The 16,260-nt window shown below is 58.8% G+C and carries 9 protein-coding genes; all 9 read left to right on the top strand.

The window, feature by feature from the left end; translation table 11 throughout:
* Positions 1-32 precede the first annotated feature (32 nt).
* Complete coding sequence (locus FJ404_08725; protein ID MBM3822951.1) at positions 33-1,640, top strand: CTP synthase; 1,608 nt, start codon at positions 33-35, stop codon at positions 1,638-1,640.
* Positions 1,637-2,947, top strand: a complete 1,311-nt coding sequence (locus FJ404_08720) for a bifunctional folylpolyglutamate synthase/dihydrofolate synthase (GenBank protein ID MBM3822950.1) — start codon at positions 1,637-1,639, stop codon at positions 2,945-2,947. Before FJ404_08725 ends, FJ404_08720 begins: the two co-directional genes overlap by 4 nt.
* A gap of 89 nt (positions 2,948-3,036) precedes the next feature.
* Positions 3,037-8,754 (top strand): hypothetical protein, encoded by a 5,718-nt coding sequence (locus tag FJ404_08715; GenBank protein MBM3822949.1) that lies wholly within the window; start codon positions 3,037-3,039, stop codon positions 8,752-8,754.
* Between the two features lie 24 nt (positions 8,755-8,778).
* Positions 8,779-10,569, top strand: coding sequence for a CRTAC1 family protein (locus FJ404_08710; GenBank protein MBM3822948.1), 1,791 nt, complete (start codon positions 8,779-8,781; stop codon positions 10,567-10,569).
* A gap of 205 nt (positions 10,570-10,774) precedes the next feature.
* Positions 10,775-11,431: a hypothetical protein gene (locus tag FJ404_08705; GenBank protein ID MBM3822947.1), complete on the top strand. Its 657-nt coding sequence runs from the start codon at positions 10,775-10,777 to the stop codon at positions 11,429-11,431.
* Positions 11,432-11,548: 117 nt separating this feature from the next.
* Positions 11,549-12,220: a hypothetical protein gene (locus tag FJ404_08700; GenBank protein ID MBM3822946.1), complete on the top strand. Its 672-nt coding sequence runs from the start codon at positions 11,549-11,551 to the stop codon at positions 12,218-12,220.
* 465 nt (positions 12,221-12,685) lie between these two features.
* A complete protein-coding gene (locus FJ404_08695) occupies positions 12,686-13,021 on the top strand; it encodes an integration host factor subunit beta (protein MBM3822945.1) in 336 nt (111 codons plus the stop codon).
* Between the two features lie 380 nt (positions 13,022-13,401).
* Positions 13,402-14,697, top strand: a complete 1,296-nt coding sequence (locus FJ404_08690) for a histidine--tRNA ligase (GenBank protein MBM3822944.1) — start codon at positions 13,402-13,404, stop codon at positions 14,695-14,697.
* 23 nt (positions 14,698-14,720) lie between these two features.
* Positions 14,721-16,247, top strand: coding sequence for a xylulokinase (gene xylB, locus FJ404_08685; GenBank protein ID MBM3822943.1), 1,527 nt, complete (start codon positions 14,721-14,723; stop codon positions 16,245-16,247).
* Positions 16,248-16,260: the final 13 nt, after the last annotated feature.

The following is a 16,260-nucleotide window of genomic DNA, read 5'->3' as shown; positions in this document are numbered from 1 at the left end:
GGGGGCCGCGACGCCAATCCAATTGAGTCGCCATGAAATATATTTTTGTGACCGGTGGGGTGGTCAGTTCGCTGGGCAAGGGTTTGACGGCGGCGGCCTTGGGCACCCTGCTCGAGAATCGCGGCCTTCGCGTGGCGATCCAGAAATTCGACCCCTACTTGAATGTGGATCCCGGCACGATGAGCCCTTATCAGCATGGCGAGGTTTACGTGCTGGATGATGGAGCCGAGACCGACCTCGACCTCGGCCACTACGAGCGATTCACCAGCACCAAGCTCACGCGATTCAACAACCTGACGAGCGGACAGGTTTATCAGACGGTGTTGGACAAGGAACGGCGGGGGGACTACCTCGGCAAGACCGTGCAGGTGATTCCGCATGTGACCGATGAAATTCAGAATCGGATCCGCGATATCGCCGCGCAGTCGAAGGCCGACGTGCTCATCACCGAGATCGGCGGGACGACCGGGGATATTGAAGGCTTGCCCTTTTTGGAGGCGATTCGGGAATTCGCGCTGGACGCGGGTCATGGCAACGTCGTGTTTCTCCACATGACGTTTGTGCCGTTCATCAAGGCGGCGGGCGAACTGAAGACCAAACCGACCCAGCAGTCGGTGGCCAAGCTCCGTGAAATCGGCATCACTCCGCATCTTCTGGTCTGCCGGTGCGAGCAGGCTTTGAACAAGGATTTGCGCCACAAGATTTCGATGTTTTGCAACGTGCCGTACGAGGCGGTCATCGAGGAGAAGGACGTGGATCATTCGATTTACGAAGTCCCGCTGATGCTCCAGCGTGAGCGGCTGGACGACCTTGTCTGCAAGCTGCTTCACCTGGATACGCCGGTGGCCAACATGGCGCACTGGCAGGATATTTTGCGCAAGCTGATCGCGCCGCAGCATCGCGTTCGCATCGGGGTCGTGGGCAAGTACATCGAGCTCAACGACGCCTACAAGTCCGTGTACGAGGCGATCATTCACGGGGGTATTGCCAACGATTGCGGGGTTGAGATCGAAAAAGTGGAGTCGGAACAGATCGAGAAGGAGGGCCCCGAGAAGGTCTTGAACCGGCTTGGCGGTATTCTGGTGCCCGGGGGATTTGGCGAGAGGGGCATCGAAGGCAAGATTGCCGCCGTCCGCTACGCTCGTGAGCGGCGCGTGCCTTACCTGGGATTATGTTTGGGCATGCAAGTGGCGACGATCGAGTTTGGACGGAACGTCCTGGGGCTGACCGGGGCCCATTCGACGGAGTTTCATGAGCAAACTCCGCATCCGGTGATCGCCTTGCAGGAGGTTCAGCGCGGGGTGGACCGCAAAGGAGGGACGATGCGTCTGGGTGCGCAGGCCTGCCAGCTCAAGGTGGGTTCGAAGGCGGCGCATTTGTATGGGGCGTTCATCGTCAACGAACGGCATCGCCATCGCTATGAGTTTAACAATGACTACCGGGAACGTTACGAGGCTTCCGGTTTTGTCATCAGCGGAACCACGCCCAGCGGGGAATTGGTCGAGGTGGTGGAACTTCAGGATCATCCTTTTTTTGTCGCCTGCCAGTATCATCCGGAGTTTCTCAGCAAACCCAACGCTCCTCATCCCCTCTTCCGCGGCTTCATCCAGGCGGTGCATCAGCATACCCTGAAGCAATGACCTACGCCGAGGGCGTTGCTTACCTCTACAGCCTTCGCCAGTTCGGGATGAAACTCGGGCTGGAGAAGACCCTTCGGCTGGCCGAGCTTGCGGGTCGCCCCCAGGACCGACTCCGCTTCATTCATGTGGCTGGCACCAATGGCAAAGGCTCGACCTGTGCCCTGTTGGAATCAATCTACCGGCGCTCGGGGAGGAAGACAGGATTGTTCACCTCACCCCACTTGGTCTCTTTCACGGAACGCATCCGGATCAATGGCCAGCCCGTCACTCCCCTTCGGGTGGCTCGGGCGGTTGAAAACCTGCGAACACGAATCGAGTCGATGGGCGAGCCTGACCCCCCGACCTTCTTCGAATGTGTCACCGTGATGGCGATGGAGATCTTCGCCGAGTCCGCTTGCGACGTTGTAATTTGGGAAACGGGCATGGGGGGGCGGTTGGATGCCACCAACATCGTCACGCCGCTGGCGAGCCTCATTACCACCATCGACTTCGACCATGAGGCCTGGCTCGGGTCCACCCTCGGCGCCATCGCCGGGGAAAAGGCCGGGATCATCAAGCCCGGAGTGCCGGCCCTGACGGCGGTGGTGGACCCGGAGGCGCTGGAGGTGATCCGTCGCGCCGCCCGGGAGAAAGGCAGCCCTTTGATCGAGTTGGCGGACGGTGAGGAGGAAAGAGTGTTGGGCGCTCTGCGTCCGGCGTTGCGGGGAAGACACCAAAGGCGCAATGCCGCCCTGGCTTGCCTGGCCGTCGAAGTACTTCAGAGAGCATTGCTCGTGACGCCCGCCGTGGTCGGGGAAGGTTTGAGTCAAGCCGAGTGGCTGGGGAGGATTCAGAGAATTCAGCGCGGGGAGAGGGTTTTTTGGGTGGACGGGGCACACAATCCCGCCGGGGCCCGGGCGCTGCGCGAAACGCTGGGAGACTGTGACGAGGCGGGACGCCGGAGGGTTCTGATTTTCGGCGCGTTGGCAGACAAGGATTGGGGTGAGATGCTGAGGGTCCTGGCGCCCTTGTTTTCCAAGGTTTTTCTCGTCCCTGTGGGCAGTTCCCGGTCCGCGTCTCCCGCGGAATTAGGGCGGGAGCTTGAGGGCGGAGTGAATCGCGAGATTTGCGGCTCTTTAGAGGAGTGTTTCCACCGGGTGCCGGATTCCGTGGAAGTGGTGATTTGCGGTTCGCTCTATCTCGTGGGGCAAGCGTTGCGATGGCTTCAGGTGATTCCTGTGTTTCCCGAGTGCGGGGATGAATCGGGGTTGAACGAATGGGCCGGTCGAGTTGGGGACAAGCCTTCCGGGCGGGGGCATGTTCCTTGACCCACCCGACTCACTTGAGCATCAAGTGAGTCGGGAGGGCGTCAAAGGGCTCGCCGAGTGGCCCCAATTATGCTTGCTTCAACCCTTGCATGGCACTTCGAACACTTATTTTCGGGATCCTGGGCTTGGCGGCATCCTCGATTTCGCTGCTGGCGCAAAACCAAACGCTCGTGGCGACGAACACCTTCTGGTCCTTTAAACGTTCCACCAACGAAGCCTCGGTGCCCGTGACGGCCTGGAGGCTTCCGGGTTTCGATGTCACGGCTTGGGAGAGCAGTCGCGCACCCTTTCACTACGGAGAAAACATCACCACCGGCACGTTGCTCTCCAACATGCGAAGCAATTATGCCGGAGTCTTCCTCCTTCGAACTTTTTTTGTGGCCGACAAGAATCGTGTCGGAGGCCTGACTCTGAATGTGGCCATCGATGACGGATTCGTCGCCTGGATCAATGGCGTCGAGGTGGCACGAGCGAACGCCCCTGAAGGTCCGCTGACCTTTCGAAGCGTTGCGACGGCTAGCGCGTCGGAACCCGTCGGTCTGGCACCGTTTCCTTTGCCCAATCCCACGGATTACTTGCGAACCGGGGATAACGTGCTTGCCGTGCACGCCATGAACCAAAGCCTGACCGCCAGCAGTGATTTCCAATTCAACGCTTCCCTGGTTTCCACTCCACCCGACACGACCCCTCCGACGGTAACCCAGGTGTTCCCTCCTCCTGGAAGGGTCCCGGTGCTCAACCAAGTGAGCGTGACCTTCAGCGAAGCGGTGCAGGGCGTGGACGCAACTGATTTTTGGGTGAACGGCACGCCGGCCAAATCGGTCGCGGGGCAAGGCGCAACCTACACGTTTTCCTTCGATCCCCCCGCCCATGACTTTGCCGCGATCACCTGGTTTCAGGGCCATGGCATTACGGACACTTCGTTCCAGGCCAATCCATTCGATGCGTCCGCCCTGTCCGCCCATTGGTCCTATGAACTTCTCGACGATCAGCCTCCCCGCGTCATCCAAGTTTTACCTCCCGCCAACGCCACCCTTCGAACACTGAGCCTGATCCAGGTTCAGTTCGATGAGCCGGTGCAAGGATTGGCCGCGGCCGATCTTCTGGTGAACGGGGTGCCCGCTCTGGACATGCAAGCTCGGGCCGCCTCGGTCTATGTGTTCAAGTGTCCGCCGATCACTTCGGAAACAGTGAAGGTCAGTTGGCGCATTGATCATGCGATTCAGGATTTACGCGAGCCGGCGAACCGTTTTCTGGGGGAAGGATGGTCCTATTTTTTGAATCGAGACCTGCCCGAGGCCAAGCTCGTGATCAACGAATTCTTGGCGCTCAATACGTCGGCGGGAGGCATCCGCGACGAAGACCGGGAATTGGAAGGCTGGATCGAACTCTACAACCCGGGGGAGCAAAGTGTGGATCTCACGGGCTGGTCTTTGACGGACGACGAGGGGGTTCCCGATCAATGGATTTTCCCAAACATCCTCTTGGGCGCGAAGCAGCACTTGGTGGTCTTCACCTCGGGCAAGGACCGCCGGACTCCCGTCGCCGGCGGACGCCTCCACACCAACTTCAAACTGGGTGCTGATGGGGAATTTCTAGGCCTCTATTCGGCGGACTCTCCCCGACGTTTGGCCAGCGGCATCAGCCCGCGTTACCCGAGCCAGCGCAATGAATTTTCTTACGGCCGGGACACTGCGGGCGAGTGGAGGTATTTCTCGACGCCAACCCCGGGATCAGCAAACGGTGTAAGCGGAATCCTCGGAGCCGTGGAGGAGCCTCGCTTCAGCGTCCCCCGAGGATTCTTCAATCAACCTTTCACCCTCTCGCTGAGTTGTGAGACTCCCGGAGCCGCGATTCGATACACCACGAATGGAGCTCCGCCCACGGAGTCCACCGGTTTTGTCTATTTGCGTCCCTTCGCGATTCGGGAGACTACCATGGTGAGGGCGGCGGCTTTCGCGCCCAATCATCTTCCATCCCGCACGGTGACTCATACCTATCTGATGGGGCTTTCCGCCGCCCGCCTTTCTCTTCCCGCGATCTCCGTGGTGACGGCGTCGAATCATTTGCGCGGACCCACTGGCATCATGGAGGTGAGTCCGCGCAATACCACCCGTCGAGGCATCGCTTGGGAACGTCCGGCCTCTGCGGAGTACATCCTGCCCGGCGACAACGGCGGGTTTCAGATCGACTGTGGATTACGAGTGCAGGGAGGCGATTACATCCGAGGCCAATACAATCCCAATACCACCGCGGCGCCTCAGGGGAAGTTTTCCTTTCGATTGTATTTTCGGGGCGATTACGGGCCGGGAAAGCTCCGCTATCCGCTCTTTGCCGGATCTCCGGTCGAGGCTTTCGACCGCATCGTCATCCGGGCGGGAATGAATGACCCGACGAATCCCTTCATTGTGGACGAGCTGATGCGCCGGCTTCTGATTGAGACGGGACAAGTGACGACCCGGGGCAACCATGCCCACCTCTTTCTCAATGGCGTTTACAAGGGTTACTACAATTTGACCGAAGGCTATGAGGAGGATTTCTTCCAGTCCTGGCATGGTGGAAACGCGGGATGGGATTTGATCACGCAAGGCCGGATCGCCAATTCCGGGGACACGATGGCGTTCAACAGCCTCTACAATTTGATTACCCGGTCCAACATGGTGTTGTCCGCCAACTACGCTCTGGCCGACCGGCAAATGGACATGACCAACTTCGTCGATTATCTGCTCGTGAACATCTATGGAGGGACGGGGGATTGGCCGAACAACAATTGGCGGATGGCGCGCGAGCGGTCGACCAAGGGAAAATTCCGGTTTTACATTTGGGACGCGGAATGGGCTTTGGGGAACTTGGGCCGGTCCGTGACCGCGAACACCTTGACGGTCGAGTTGAACAATGGATCTGAAATCGCCACGATGTTTCAGCGCCTGAGGGGGAATCGTGAATTTCAACTGCTCTTTGCCGATCGTTTGCACCAGCATTTCTTCAACGGGGGTGCTCTGACCGACGATCGCGTCCGCGCCCAATATCAGGCCTTGCGCAATGAACTCGCCCTGGTCATTCCCGGGATGCAGACCTCGATTCAGACCACGTGGATTCCCCGGCGGCGGACCAATATTTTCAATCATTTGCGGTCGGCCAGCCTCATCGCTTCCACAAATGCGCCCCAGCTCAGCCAGCATGGCGGGCTGGTCAGTCCCGGCCAGACCTTGACCGTGAACAATCTCGAGGGTGCCATCTATTACACGCTGGACGGTTCGGATCCCCGCGTCCCTTTGACGAGTCAAGTGGCCCCCGGCGCCCTTCGACACTCGGGGAGTCCTTTCTCGATCGCGCGTGATTTGGTGTGGAAGGGCCGTTCCTTGTCCGGGACGAACTGGAGCGCGCTCACCGAGGCCGTGTTTCAGGTGGGCAGGCTCGGCGTGCCCGTGCGGTTCACGGAGATCATGCATTCACCTGCCGGGGGGGATCCCTACGAATTTGTCGAGCTGCAAAACGCGGGCGGGGTCGCCCTCAATCTCGGACGATTCTCGCTCGATGGCGTGAGTTTTACTTTTCCCGAGAATGTCCTCGTGCAGCCCGGACAAACCATCGTCATCGGTTCGGGAGTTGATCCGCGGTCCTTCGCTTTGCGCTATCCGGGCATCGCGGTGACAGGCTGGTTCGGCGGCTCGCTTTCCGGCGGTGGCGAGCGGATTTCCTTGCTCGATCCGTCCGGACGCGTGGTCCAGTCGGTCGATTATGGAACCGCAGGGCTGTGGCCGGTTTCGGCTCGCACGGGCGGCTCACTTGAGGTCATCGATCCGGAGGGTGACCCCGATTCCGCGGCCAACTGGCGCGCGAGTCTTCAGAATGGTGGGACCCCTGGCGCTTCGCCCGTTCCACTTCCTCCTTCAGCCCTCTCCCTCAGCGAGGTGAGTGCCGCTTCTGACTCGGGCGCCTCAGATTGGGTTGAGCTGCACAATGCCGGGCCCAGTGTGGTCCATCTGGCCGGATGGAGCCTGACGGATGGATCGGATCCCCGCCGTTATGTATTCCCCGCGGGGACGACTCTTGCCGCGGGAACCTGGCTGCGTGTGTGGTGCGACTCCGACGCGGATCGGCCTGGGCTTCACACAGGGTTCAGCCTCGACGCGGATGGCGAGAGGGTCTTCCTGTTCGATGCGCAGACGAACCGGGTGGACGGCGTTGAGTTCGGTCCCCAGATTTCAGGTTATACCTTGTCGCGGGTGGATTCGCGGTGGGTGCTTGGGGTGCCCACTCCGAACGCGGCCAACCGGGTGGCGGAGTTGGCTCCTGACACGGATCTTGTCATCAACGAGTGGTACGCCAACACGCGACCAGGCGAGGAGGATTGGATCGAACTGTTCAACCGGCACCCCTCGCGTCCGGCCTCGTTGCAGGGGCTTTATCTTTCCACGAGCAACGCCCTCTTTCGGGTGACCGCCCCGGGCTTCATCGCTTCGCTCGGCCATGTGAAGTTGCTGGCGGACGAAGCTTCCGGCGGCGGACATTTGCATTTCAAGCTCCCGTCGGCCGGAGGATGGATCGCCTTGTCGGATCGCGTTGGAAAGGAGATTGCCCGGGTGGATTATCGGGCGCAGCGGCAGGGGTTTTCGGAAGGCCGTTTGCCGGACGGGTCCACCATCATCGCGAACTTCCCGGCCGGGGGTAGCGGTGGCGCGCCGAATTATGCCGCTCCGAATGTGGCCTTGAGGCTGCACGAGTTGCTGGCCTCACCGGGCTTGGCGGATCTTTCGCCCTGGGGAGGCGGTTCTGACTGGATTGAGCTGCACAACACGGGCGCATCATCGATGGATTTATCGGGGATGAGCTTGAGTACGCGTTTTCCCGAAGCGGGGGAATGGCGGTTCCCGTCCGGCACTCAGATTTCTCCAGGGGCTTATTTGGTCGTATGGATGGAACCCGCCCGGGAAGCTTCCAAGAGCTCCCAACCGCCGCTCAACTCCGGCATGGGACTTTCCACGGAAGGTGATGCGGTGTTCTTGTTCGACGCGTTGGGACGGCTCATCGACCGGGTGGAGTTCGGATATCAAGTGGAAGGCTTGAGCCTCGGGCTTTCCTCCGGGAGTTGGAAACTGCTTGCGAAATCCACTCCTGGAACCGCGAATGCCGCGCCGGTATCGCTCGGTGCTTCATCCGAATTGAAATTCAATGAATGGATGGCCGCTCCGGAAGAGGGGGCCAGTTGGTTTGAGATTTACAATCCGGGCTCCCAGCCCGTGGAGCTTTCGGGCCACTACCTGACGGACGATCCTTCGATTGCGGGCATTACGCGCTATGCGATTGGCGCCCTTTCGTTTGTCGGCCCGAAAGGATTCACCTTGTGGATTTGTGATCGGGATCCTTCCCAGGGGGGGAATCATGTGACCTTCTCGCTCCATAATCGCGGTGAGACCTTGCGGCTTTATTCTCCCGGCCTGGCTTTGCTCGATGGGGTTGATTTTGGGGTGCAATCCGCTGGCGTATCGGAGGGAAGATGGCCGGACGGTTCGGCCTCCTGGACGCGTTTTGTGGAGGGACCCACTCCGGCGGCATCCAACGCCTCCCCATCACTCCAGCGATTGCGCTTCGATCGCGTGACCCTGCGCGGCGGGCGCTTGGTCTTGGGATTTGTAGTTCAAGCGGGGAAACGCTATCAGATCGAGACCCGGACCTCGTTGGTGTCCGGGCGGTGGGAGGGTTCCGGCCAAGCCATCTCGTTTGCGGCATCCGGTCCGCAAGAAGTAGCGTTGGACCTGGGGAGTGCGACGGAACGTTACTTCAGGCTGGTATTGCTCCCGTAGGCAGGCGCGTTCATCGTTCGGGACATGAAGGATGGCGAGGGTTGGGTCGAAGGGAAGCCGAAACCGGTCGGGCGGCTGTGGGTGTTTTTTCTGGCCGGATGCGGCGTCTTGTCATTGGGCGGGTTGATGGGGTGGCTGGCGGTCGGGAGGAAGCCGGCAAGTCCCAAGCCGCCTGCTTCATCCGAAGACTCCAGCCCTGCGGCGGCACCGGCTCGATTTCGAAATGTGACCCTCGAGTCCGGACTTCGCTTTGTTCATTTCAACGGCGCCACGGGTGAGAAGCTGTTGCCCGAAACGATGGGGGGCGGAGTCGCGTTTTTCGACGCTGAGGATGATGGCGACCAGGACTTGGTGTTCGTGAACGGGACGGCTTGGAGCGGGTCGGGAGGGCCCCAGTCCTCGCTCGAGCTTTACTTGAACGACGGTCATGGAAAGTTTCGGGAAGCCACTAGAGGCAGCGGGTTGGAAAAGCGGTTTTATGGAATGGGAGTTGCCTGTGGAGATTACGATGGGGATGGGCTGACGGACCTTTATTGCACGGCGGTGGGAGGGAATTTTTTGTTTCGCAATCTGGGCGGCGGAAAATTTGAAGAGACCACTTTGAAGGCGGGTGTGGGTGGGGATGGAGGCTGGAGCACCGGGGCAGCGTGGATCGATTTTGACCGGGATGGAGATTTGGACCTGTTTGTTTGCAATTATGTCAAGTGGAGCCGTGAGTTGGATATGGAGGCCAATTACCGGCTGCCCGGATTGGGACGAAGTTACGGTCCGCCGGTCAACTTTGGTGGCGCCTATCCGTGGCTTTTTCTCAACGAGGGCCGGGGTGAATTCCGAGAGGTTTCGCAGCAGGCAGGTTTGAGAGTGCGGCTGCCGGGTGGGGGAGGGCCTAAGGCGAAATCACTTGCGGTGGCGCCGGTGGATATTGATAGAGACGGGTGGATGGATTTGGTGGTGGCCAACGACACCGTGCAGAATTTTGTCTTTTTAAACCGTCAGAATGGAACATTTGAGGAGGTGGGGGCGAGGTATGGCATTGCTTTCGACACCTTGGGACAGACTCGAGGCGCGATGGGAATTGACACGGCGAAGTTTCGCAATGATGAGGCCTTGGGGATTGCGATTGGGAACTTTGCCAACGAGATGAATGCTCTTTATGTTTCGCAAAGGGAGATGACTCTTTTTGCGGACGAAGCGGTGGCGGAGGGACTTGGAGCGGCCAGCCGCGATCGCCTCACCTTCGGTCTGTTCTTTTTCGATTACGATTTGGATGGACGCCTCGATTTGCTGACCGCGAATGGCCACCTTGACGAGTTCATCGAGCGATCAAGTCCCGGGCAACGATATCGACAAGCTGCGCAATTGTTTTGGAACCAGGGCGGTGTGCGGGGTGAACGGTTCGTGCCCGTGGAAGGTCCCTCTGATCTTTTCCAGCCCATGGTCGGGCGGGGTTCGGCCTATGCGGATATCGATGGGGATGGGGATTTGGACGTGGTGATGACGCAGGTTGGCGGTCCCGCCTTACTGGTTCGGAATGAGTCTTCTGCGGCGGTTCGCTGGATTCGGTTGCGCTTGAAAGGCCGAGGCGGAAACACCGATGCCATTGGGGCGTGGGTCATGGCGCGGGTTAACGGCCAGGAGTTGGCACGGCAAGTGATGCCCACAAAAAGCTATCTTTCTCAGTCGGAACTGCCGATAACACTGGGACTGGGCCAGTCCGGGCGGCTTGGGAGTCTGGAAGTTCGCTGGCCGAACGGTCGGATTCAGAAAGTCGAAGGAATTGAGGTGAACCGTTCGACCTTGATTCAAGAGCCGTGAGGCAGGCAGTTCTTGCCTCTGGTTTGCTGGGATTGAGAAAATTCATATTGCTTTGGAAGAATTTTCCACCTAGGATGGCACCTCGGTTGGTGGCATTAAGTTTGCTCTGTGTGAGATGAGCCTCGAGCTCGAAAAATTCGATTGACGCGTGTGCTCAATCAGATATAAGTGGTTCTGTTAACCACCATTGGCGACCAAAATTTTTATGAAACGTGTGAACAAACTGATCCTTGTTGCGGCCTTGGCGGGCTCGGTGACGTTGATGGCCGGAACCACGGCCACACTGACCAAGAGCCAGCAGGATAAAATCCAAACCACAATCCAGAAGACTCCGACGGTTGAACTCGTTCCTAAAGCGGTGAGTCTAGTGGAGAAGGCCAGCGATGCAACACGCAAGGAAACGGCTATCTTGGTCGTTAAAGCTGTTGCCAAGAAGAGCTCGGTGAACTTGGCTTCTGTGGTGGGAAGTCTCTCAATAGTAGCGCCTGAGTTGGCTCCTAGCTTGGTGGCAACGGTTGCGGAAGTTGCTCCCGATGAAACGATTGACATAGCGCGCGTCGCCACGATTACAGCTTCGGGTCAGGCAGAAAATATCATTTCGGCCTTGCAGAACTCTTCCCTAAACTCAATGGAGTTGGTGAAATCTGCGGTTTTAGAGGAACAGCAGGCTATCACTAAAATTGCGGCTGAGTTGACTGAAGGTGAGACTCTTTCAAATGTGGGGCGTCGTTTTCCTCCACTCCTCACGATTGGTAAATTCACAGTTCGGATTGATCGAATCAACACACGCCTAGTATTTACGGTCCTTCCACCCGTAAGCGTTAATAACTACGCATCTCCAGGTGCAGATCCGAATCGTTGATCGGGTTTGAGTTGTTCAATTTAAACACGAAACCCTCGGCATCGCCGGGGGTTTTTTCTTTGTCGGATATCTCAGGGTGAGGATCTGGTGAGTTTGATCCCTCATTGAGGCTCGGCCATGAAATGGCTGAAATGGGCACTGGGTGTTCTGCTCTTGCCTGCCGCCTTGTCCAGCAGCATCACGCTTTGGCGGATGCTGAAGGTTGCCACTGAATTGGATCAGGTTTGGGTCCCCTTCGGGGCGGGTTTCATGGCCTTCTTACTACTCTTTCTTTGGGTTCCCAAGCCCATGTGGATTTATGTGGTTGGACATGAATTGACTCATGCCTTGTGGGTGATTCTGTTTGGGGGAAAAGTTCGACGCCTCAAGGCCACCGCCCGAGGAGGCCACGTCGTGGTGACGAAGTCCAATGTCTTGATTTCGCTCGCCCCCTACTTTTTTCCACTCTATTCCAGCGCATTGATTCTCGTTTATGGGCTGGTGCGGATGTGGAGGAATGGTCCGTTGTTGGGGGCACTCTTTCACGTGGGACTGGGTTTCACGGTTGCCTTTCATCTCTTGATGAATTGGGAGGTGCTGAAAGTGCGTCAGCCCGATTGGATGGAGCACGGGATGTTTTTTTCCGGTGTCGTGGTGTGGCTGGGGAATGGTTTGGTTTTTGGCTTTGCCGTTTCCTGTCTGCATGGGGGAGAAGGGATCGAGCGTTTCGGGGCGACGCTGTTTCAGGATACGGCGTGGCTTCTTCGGAATGTGTGGCAGATCGCGCGAGGAATAGGGGGTGAGTCGTGAAAAGCGGTGGCCCGCGAGCCGTCTCAGTCCACGATGACGGAGTTGAGATCTGAGCGCAGACAGCCCTGTTTCTCGTTGTGCCGTTCGCCCGACCTGGGAGGTAGCGCTAGGAACGAGGCACCTCGGGAGAAAGAATCACCGGCTGATGTGGCCTGCGGCGCCAACGGGCCGTCGGCGGAACAGCATCCTATCGCCTGGAGACCGGGGGTAGGAGGAATCGAGTTCGAGTTTGCCACACGTTGGCGCCATTCTCGCCCCGGAATCCGGAATCTAAATCGTTGAATGCCAATCGCTTGAATTGGAGACTATTCGTCAGGCTTGGCCGCCTGCGCTTCTCTGCCGTCAACTTCGGGATAACCCATTTGGCTCAACGTAATTCCTCACTTGACCCTTGATTGCTAAGGGTTTAGATTGCACGTGCTGTTGTGTTTTGCGGCTCAAACTACTCTCTCAACGGAGATCCCTATGACGAAACGTGATCTGGTGGTCCGCATCAGTAACGAAACAGGCCTTGTGCAACAGACCGTATTGGATGTCATCCAAAAGACATTGGATTACATCGGAGAGGCTGTGTCCAAGGGAAGGAAAGTGGAGTTGCGCAATTTCGGTGTCTTCGAAGTCAAGGTTCGCAAGGCCCGCATCGGACGGAATCCGAATGCGCCCGAGGCTGATGTGATCATCCCTCCTCGAGCTGTGGTTAAGTTTAAGCCTGGCAAGGAAATGCGTGAAGCGGTGCTCAAGCTTACTCCGACTGAAATTGAAAGCGCCAACGAGGGCGGGGATTCTGAGAAGCCTGATTGAACCTTAAGAATATTTCGCAGAGGCGCACCTGCTTGGCCGGGGGCGCCTTTTTTGTTCACCAATCGCACTTTCTTATGTCCACCAAGCTGTTGCGATGCAATGGGAGATGGGAATGGGCGAGCAGCGAAGATTGCAGGGTCATTGGCCTTGGCGAGCCCGGCCTTGACAACGCTTCAGCATTGGATTTGGACAGGGAACCTCGAGCTTTCGATCGACGGGGTTGTTTGTGGGGTGAGGACTCCCAGCGTGGTCAGCTTCGGGGCCGGAGTGATTCGGCGCGAGTTGATGGGTGGACGTTGAGGCGGCGTCAACGTCCGCGCTCCGATGGCGAACGAACGTAGGGCGAGTCGTAGAGAGACGAAATACCGCCAAGTTTTGTTGTGAACCTCGATCACCTTCCAGGATTCCGCGAGTTCTATCCGGCGCCACTGCCTGCCAACGAAAGTTGGAGTTTGGACGCGCGTCGGCACGTTTTTGAGGCGTGGCGTCGAGTGGCCGTTCGGTACGGGTTCCGCGAGTACGACGGCCCGCCCTTGGAGCCCTTGGAGCTCTACACGGCCAAGAGCGGGGACGAAATTGTCGGTCAACTGTTCAATTTCACGGACAAAGGGGATCGTGCGGTTTCCCTTCGGCCTGAGATGACGCCGACGCTCGCGCGCATGGTGGCCAGACAGGAACGGAACTATAGGAAGCCGATCAAGTGGTTCGCCATTCCCCAGCTCTTCCGTTACGAGAAGCAGCAGAAAGGCAGGCTGCGGGAACACTTTCAGTTCAACGCGGATATCTTCGGGGAAACGGGGCGAGCGGCGGACGCGGAGATCATCGCTCTCTTGATTGACTCCCTGCGCGAGCTCGGTTTGGGTTCCGGAGATTTTGTGGTGCGCCTGAGCAGCCGGCTGGCTTGGCAGGCTTTTTTCGAGCGCAACGCGAAACCCGGCGCTGATCCGGCCGGGTTTTTCCAGGCGATCGACAAGATGGAGCGGGAACCTCCCGAGACGACGGACGGGAAGCTCGCCCTCGCGGGCTGCACCCTCGATCAGGTCAAGGCTTACGTTGCGGCCGCCGAACCGACGCCCGATCTCCGTGAGATTCTGGATGATGTGTGCGCACGAGGATTATCCGATTATGTCGCGATCGATTACTCCGTGATTCGTGGATTGGCGTACTACACGGGGCCAGTTTTTGAAGCATTCGATCGCAAGGGCGTTTTTCGTGCGATTGCCGGGGGAGGTCGCTACGATCAACTGGTCAAGATGCTCAGCGGGGGCCGGGCGGATCTGCCCGGATTGGGATTCGGCATGGGCGATGTGGTGTTGCTGGAACTCTTGAAGGATCGCGGTCTCTTGCCGGAATTTGGCGCGGGGGCCGAAGTTTTTGTCCTGAGCGAACCGGGAGGCTCGCGCGCTGAAGCGCTGAGTTTGGTGCAATGGCTGCGGGATCGAGGATGCGCGGTGGATCACAGTTTCACGCCGCAGAAGCTGGACAAGCAAATCAAGCGCGCTGTGGAGCTGGGGTGTTTGGGTTTGGCGCGGGCCGAGGGCTCCGGTTTGCGCAAAGCGTGGTGCCGGAATTTGCGAACTCGAGAAGAGGTTTCCTTGGACTGGGAAGCCATTCCGGGGTGGGTGGGGGAATTGCGAAGCGGATGCCAACAGAAGATTGGACAGCCGGTGGGATGAGCAGCATGCTTCCTTCGCGCAGCATGAGAACATTGGTGGCGGGAATCGATAGCGGGACCCAATCGACAAAGGCGTTGGTGGTTAACGCCGGCAACGGGCGTGTCGAAGGGGAGGGATCCAGCGCTTATGGATTGATTGAGGGGCTTCCCCCTGGAGCCAAGGAACAACATCCTGAAGTTTGGAAGCAGGCTGCACAAAAGGCGCTTCGCATGGCCTTGCGGCAAGCAGGGGCTCGCACGGGGGAAGTTCGGGCCCTGGGGGTCAGCGGTCAGCAGCATGGATTTGTTCCCGTCGACAAGCACGGGGAGGTCATCCGTCCCGCGAAGCTTTGGTGCGATACGACGACCGGGGAGGAGTGCGTCCAATTAACCGAAAAGTTGGGAGGATCGCGGCGCGTGACGAAGCTGTTGGGCAACGCGATTCTTCCGGGATTCACCGCCTCGAAGATCCTGTGGTTGAAAGACCATGAGCCCAGGAATTTTTCCCGTCTTTCCAAGGTCTTGCTGCCTCACGATTACTTGAATTTCTGGCTGACGGGGAAGATGACGATGGAGTACGGGGACGCGAGTGGAACCGCGTTGCTGGACGTGCGTCGTCGCCGGTGGTGCGAAGAAGCCATGGCTGCGATCGATGCCGATCTGCCCGGGAAGTTTCCGCCTTTGCAATCGAGCGCGGAGCCCGCCGGTTCGTTGAGACCGGAAGTGGCCAAGGCCTTGGGCCTTGGCGCGGGCGTTTGGGTGAGTGCCGGCGGGGGGGACAACATGATGGGGGCCATTGGCACGGGCAACACGCGTCCGGGCGTGATCACGGCGAGTTTTGGCACCAGTGGAACCATCTATGCCTGCTCGGAAAAGCCCGTGGTGGATCCCGATGGGGAGATCGCCGCCTTTTGTGATTCGACGGACCAATGGCTTCCGCTGCTCTGCACCATGAACGTCACCGTCGCGACCGAGATGCTGAGGAAGTGTTTCGGCTGGGATCACCGAAAGTTCGAGCGCGAGGCGTCCCGGGTTCCGGCCGGGTCGATGGGGCTTTTGCTTTTGCCGTATCTTGAAGGGGAGCGAACCCCGAACGTGCCGGAGGGAACCGGGGTGTTTTTGGGGGTGAATCCGGGCACTTTTCATCCCGGGGTCTTTGCTCGTTCGGCCATGGAAGGCGTGACGCTGGGCATGAATTACGGGTTGCGAAAACTGGAGCAGCTCGGTGTGCGCCCCGCGCAGATTCGCGCGACCGGCGGCGGGGCTCGATCCGCTTTGTGGAGGCAAATCATGGCGGATGTCTTTAACACGGAAGTGGTGACCTTGAAGGTGGGAGAGGGCGCGGCCTACGGAGCCGCGTTGCAAGCCTTGTGGTGCTGGAGGCGGCAGGAGGGCGAACGCGTCGAGATTCATGAAATCACGGATCGATTTGTGAAGATCAATTCGGGCCAGAGCGCCTCGCCCAACGCGGAGGCCGCGGCGCGCTACCGCGAAAGGCAGGCTCTTCAAGACCGTCTCAGTGTCGCGTTGCGCCCGCTCTTCCCGGCGCAGCGAAAGTTTCAACAAGCATGATGATGGAAGGATC

This window comes from Verrucomicrobiota bacterium (genome assembly GCA_016871495.1).
In the GTDB taxonomy this organism is placed as follows: Bacteria; Verrucomicrobiota; Verrucomicrobiia; order Limisphaerales; family VHDF01; genus VHDF01.
The sequence above is the reverse complement of the archived record's forward strand: the minus strand, read 5'-3'. Positions and strand labels throughout refer to the sequence as shown.

What these genes read in the sequence shown, in the direction of transcription:
- FJ404_08695 (MBM3822945.1), top strand. Translation starts at nt 12,686, where the DNA reads ATGACGAAACGTGATCTGGTGGTCCGCATCAGTAACGAAACAGGCCTT.
- xylB (MBM3822943.1), top strand. Translation starts at nt 14,721, where the DNA reads ATGAGAACATTGGTGGCGGGAATCGATAGCGGGACCCAATCGACAAAG.
- FJ404_08710 (MBM3822948.1), top strand. Translation starts at nt 8,779, where the DNA reads ATGAAGGATGGCGAGGGTTGGGTCGAAGGGAAGCCGAAACCGGTCGGG.
- FJ404_08720 (MBM3822950.1), top strand. Translation starts at nt 1,637, where the DNA reads ATGACCTACGCCGAGGGCGTTGCTTACCTCTACAGCCTTCGCCAGTTC.
- FJ404_08725 (MBM3822951.1), top strand. Translation starts at nt 33, where the DNA reads ATGAAATATATTTTTGTGACCGGTGGGGTGGTCAGTTCGCTGGGCAAG.
- FJ404_08705 (MBM3822947.1), top strand. Translation starts at nt 10,775, where the DNA reads ATGAAACGTGTGAACAAACTGATCCTTGTTGCGGCCTTGGCGGGCTCG.
- FJ404_08700 (MBM3822946.1), top strand. Translation starts at nt 11,549, where the DNA reads ATGAAATGGCTGAAATGGGCACTGGGTGTTCTGCTCTTGCCTGCCGCC.
- FJ404_08715 (MBM3822949.1), top strand. Translation starts at nt 3,037, where the DNA reads ATGGCACTTCGAACACTTATTTTCGGGATCCTGGGCTTGGCGGCATCC.